Annotated in this window: 2 protein-coding genes; both read left to right on the top strand. The window is 71.6% G+C overall.

Annotated features, from left to right (window positions below; translation table 11 throughout):
• Positions 1-148: 148 nt before the first annotated feature.
• A complete protein-coding gene (gene recC, locus V7Z54_RS01740; protein WP_334133901.1) occupies positions 149-3997 on the top strand; it encodes an exodeoxyribonuclease V subunit gamma in 3849 nt (1282 codons plus the stop codon).
• A partial coding sequence (locus tag V7Z54_RS01745) for a UvrD-helicase domain-containing protein (RefSeq protein WP_334133903.1) occupies positions 3994-5012 on the top strand: 1019 nt, incomplete at its 3' end. The genes recC and V7Z54_RS01745, both read left to right, overlap by 4 nt.

The following is a 5012-nucleotide window of genomic DNA, read 5'->3' on the forward strand; positions in this document are numbered from 1 at the left end:
CCGATGGACGGCCCATCCACCTCGTCGGCATCGAGTTCGGGCGGCAGGCGCGCAATGTGGTGGGCTTCGAGACGGCGAACGCGTGACGGAGGAGTACGGCTACCACTCCGTGGGCCCGCGTGTCCGCGTCCCCGTTTCCCTTCCCGCGATGACGTCATTGCCCTCCCGCCACGACGATGAACTGCCTGCCGGCCAACGGCCCGGGCTGATGGTGGTACACGGCCACCGCGCCGAGCAGTTGCTGGAGCTGGCTGTGGCGTGGACCCAGCGCTGGCCGCAGCCGCCGCTGGATCCCGAAACATGGATCGTGCCGTCTCAGGCGGTCGGGCTGTGGATCAAACAGGTACACGCTTCGAGTGCGGCCGGCGTGGCCGCCGGCCTGGACATGCTGCTGCCGGCGCAGTGGTTGTGGCGCGCCTACCGGGCGGTTCTGGGGGCCGAATGCGTACCCGAGTCCGCACCGCTGGATAAGGCTGCTCTGACCTGGCGCCTGTGGCGGCTGCTGCCAACACTGGGCGATCCGGCCTACGCGCTGCTGCAGGCCTATCTGCGCCACGATGGGGACGGCCGCCGCCGCTACCAGTTGGCCCATCGCTTGGCCGACCTCTACGACCAGTACCAGGTCTACCGGGGCGATTGGCTGCACGACTGGGCCTGCGGCGACGACGTGCTGCGCACCGCCGACGGGCAACGCCTGCCCCTTGCCGAGGACGATCGGTGGCAAGCCCTGCTGTGGCGCCGTGTGCTCGACGACTGGCGCGCGGAGCACACCGACGCACCAAGGCAGGCCGGCCTACCCAGCCGTGTCGACATCCACGCGGCATTCGTGCAGGCTCTGCAACACGCGGCGTCCCCGCCACCCCACTGGCCACGGCGGCTGACCGTCCTCGGACTGGCTGCCCTGCCGCCGGCCATACTGGAGGCGCTCGCCCTGGTGGCGCGTTGGAGCCAGGTGCTGGTGTGCGTGCTCAATCCCTGTCGCATTTACTGGGCCGACCTGATTCCAGAACGGCTGTGGCTGGAGCGCGCCGAGCGCCATTGGCGCGAGCGCGCAGGTAGTCGAACTGCGGCGCTGCAACCCACCGCTGCCGTGGAGGCGATTGGACATCCACTGCTGGCGGCTTGGGGACGTCAAGGACGCGACTTCATCGCGCTGCTGCAGCAGTACGACGAGCGCCCGGTGCGCGACGCCTTCGATGCCGCGCTGCGCGAACTGGGCCAGCGCATCGATCTATTCGATGACGCTGACACCCGCCCCGCGAACCCCGGCGCAGGCGACGCCGATTCCCGCCCGTCTCCACCGCCGACCCTGCTGCAACAGCTGCAGGACGACGTGCTGCACAACCGCACACTGGCCGAAACGCGCGCCCACTGGCCGCCGATAAACCCGGCGCTCGATGGCTCGCTGCGCTTCCACGTCTGTCACACCGCGCTGCGCGAAGTCGAGGTGCTGCACGACCAAATCGTCGCTGCGCTGCATCGCGACCCCACGCTGCGCCCCCGGGACATCGTGGTCATGGCGCCCAACATCGCCGCCTACGCGCCGCTGGTCCACGCCGTATTCGGGCGCTACGCCAGCGACGATCCCCGCCACGTGCCCTACAGCGTCGCCGACAGCACCGATGCCGACAGCGCGCAGCTGCTCAACCTGGTGCGCAGCCTGCTCGACCTGCCGCGCCAACGGCTCGGCGTCAACACCGTGCTGGACTGGTTGCAGGTGCCGGCACTGGCGCGCCGCCTGGGGCTGACGCCTGACGATGTGACGCAGCTGCGACGCCGGCTGGCGGACACCGGCGTGCGCTGGGGACTGGACGGGGCGCACCGGCAGTCGCTGGGGGCGGCGACCGACACCAGTGATGCACTGACCTGGGCCGACGGCCTGCGCCGCCTGTGGCTGGGGCTGGCGTTGGGCAACGACGATACCGATTGGCGCACCCTGCCCCCGACCCCGGGCGTCAGCCCGATGGCGGCCCCGCTCATCGAGCGGTTGCAGGCGCTGCTGCACACCCTGCAGCGCTACCGGCAGGCGCTATCCGAAGCTGCTGCGGTGCCGGTGTGGATCGAGCGTCTTGAGGGGCTGCTGGACGACTGCCTGCTGGCCGACGCCGACGCCGACCCCGCCGGGTGGCGGCTGCTGCAGCGCCTGCGGCAGGCTCTGCACGCTTGGGGGACGGATGCTCGCAGTGCCGGCGACGAGCCGCTGCCGCTGGCCGCCGTAGCGGACGCCTGGCTGGCGCGGATCGATCCTGGCCGGGATACGGTTCGTGGCTTTTTGGGCGGAGGGGTCACGTTCGCCACCCTGCTGCCCATGCGGGCGGTGCCGTTTCGGCACGTCTATCTGCTGGGCATGCACGACGGCGCCTACCCGCGCCCCCCGACCGCCGACGACTTCGACCTGATGGCGCGCCATCCCCGCGCCGGCGACCGGCTGGCCCGGCACGAAGACCGGTACCTGTTTCTGCAAGCCCTGCTGTCGGCGCGCGAGCACCTGTCGATCTCATGGGTCGGCCACAGCGCGCACGACGGCAGCGAACGTGCACCCAGCGTGCTCGTGGGCCAGCTGCGCGATCACGTGGCCGCCGGCTGGCGCCACTGCAACGGGGATGGCGCCGCGCTGCTGCACGCGCTCACCGTCGAGCACCGGCTGCACCCGTTCGATCCCGCATACTACCCCCCGCACGCGCACCCCGATCGCCCCCCGACGCCGGGGGAGCCGCTGTTTAGCTACGACCCCGAGTGGGCGCCGGTCGCCGGCGCGGGCGCAGCTGGTGCGACGGCTGGCATCACACCGCCGATCACCGCGACTGAGGCGGAAGGCACGGCTGCTGCCCCTGCGGCCGGTAACCCGGCACAGTGCGGCTCAGCGGCGCAGGCGCATGCACCCGCCGTGCTGCCGCGGCTCCTCCCGTCCCCGCCACAGCAGACCTTACCCTTGTGGCAGCCCGCCGAGCCCATGCCGCTGAAACCGCTGCTCGACTTCCTGCGCCACCCGGTGCGCGCGCTGTACGAACAGCGCCTGCAGGTGCGCTGGCGCGACCACGACGACACGCTGCAGGAGCGCGACGTCGCTGCACCCGACGGGCTGCAGCGCTGGCGCCTGAACGAGCAGTGGCTGCGGGCAGTGGTACGGGCGGCACGTCACGGTGCCTCATGGGAGACCGCCCTTGACGCCGTCCAACGCGTCTGGCGCCACGCCACCGCGCGCGGCGCCTGGCCGGCCGGCCACTGGGGCGACGCCCTCGGCGGCGACTGGCTGCGCGACGCCGAGGTCGCCTGGCGACAGGCAACGCGCTACTGGCAGCAGTGCGGCCACGGTGCCGCCGAGCGTGACGTGCTCGACTGCAGCCTGCCCACCGGGGACGGTGCCTTGCGCTGGCTCGACGTCATCGGTGAGGTCAGACGCAACGCCAGCGGTGCGCGCCATCGGCTGCTGTGGCTCGGCCACGCACTCATCGACGGCCTGCGTCGCGACGACAGCAGCCGCTCCCCATGGCGACTGGATCACGCCCTGCCAGCCTGGGCGACGCATCTGGCCCACCACGTGGCGGGCGGCCCCCTCCACACGTGGGTACTGTCGCCACGCGGCTGCGCCATCCTGCAGCCGCTGGCCGATGACGAGGCACAAGCCCTGTGGCAGATGCTGGTCGATTTGTGGTGGCGCGGCATGCGCCAGCCTAGCCCCTTTGAGCCGGACTGCGCCCTGGCCTGGTTTCAACGGCTGCACAAGCGTGACGGCAGCGCCACGGCCGCGTGGGACGACGCCTGCGCGCGCTACGAGGGCAGCGCGCACCGTGACGGCCGCCGCCAGCGCGACCCGTGGCTGCGGCAGTGCTACCCCACGTTCGTCGCGTTGGCCGGCCCACGCGAGCAGGCGGCCCATAGCCTCTTCGGCCAACTGGCCACGACCGTGTATGGCCCCTTGCGAGCCGCCATCACGTCCTGCCCGTCATCCCTGGACGAAACCAATGACGCCCCCGCCCCCGACCGTGGCCCATGAACGCACTGGACCTGCACACTTTTGCACTGCGCGGCTGTCAGCTCATCGAAGCCAGCGCCGGGTCGGGCAAGACCTGGACCATCGCCATGCTGTATGTGCGACTGGTGCTGGGGCCGCACGACGGGGCCGACAGCGCGCTGCCTCCGCTGCTGCCGCCCCAGATTCTGGTGGTCACGTTCACCGAGGCGGCCACACAGGAACTCAAGGTGCGCATCCGCCAACGACTGGCGCAAGCGGCCTCGGTCTTTGCGGCCGCCGATCGCAGCGACGGTTGGTCGGCTGAGCTGCAACCGCTGGCCGAGCTGCGGGCGCGCTACCCGCGCCACAGCTGGCCCGCCCTGGCGCGGCGCCTGCAACTGGCCGCCGATGGCATGGATGAGGCGGCCATCGCCACGCTGCACGGCTGGGCCTGGCGTGTGTTGCGCGAGGTCGCCTTTGCCAGCGGCACCCCATTCAACCTGCAGCTCATCACCGACACGACAGCGCTGCGCCAGCAAGCCATCGACGACCTGTGGCGGCAGCTTTATGCATCGCTGTCGGCTGAGCAGGTGCCCCTGGTGGCCAGCGCCTGGCGCGACCCCGATGCCCTGGCGCAGGCGCTGGAGCCGGTGCTGCGGTACGCCCGCACATGGGCGGCCCAATGGCCCGATCTGGCGGCACAGCCGTTGGGCAGCGTGCTCGAGCACGCACGCGCCGCCCGCCTGGAGGCCCTGCAGCCCTGCAAGGCGCGCGCGCGTTCCAGTGCCACACAGGCACTGGCGGTGCTGCTTGCCCACGGCGCCCCGAAAGTGCTGGGACGCACGGCCGACGTGCGCCGCTGGCTAGACGCGCTGCTCGCCTGGGCCGACGATGAGCACGATGACGCTGCGCCCAAGCTGAGCGACACGGCCACGGCCCGCCTGACGCCCGAGCACCGGGATGCCCACCCCGACCTGCCCGACGCCTGGCGCGCGCTCGACCTGTGGGATACCGTGCCCGCTGTGCTGCAAGTCACCGCCAACCTGCCGCGCATCGA

The sequence above is a fragment of the Tepidimonas sp. genome (assembly GCF_036824975.1).
Lineage (GTDB): Bacteria > Pseudomonadota > Gammaproteobacteria > Burkholderiales > Burkholderiaceae_C > Tepidimonas.

Coding starts and splice junctions, on each gene's coding strand:
- recC (WP_334133901.1), top strand. CDS start 149: ATGACGTCATTGCCCTCCCGCCACGACGATGAACTGCCTGCCGGCCAA.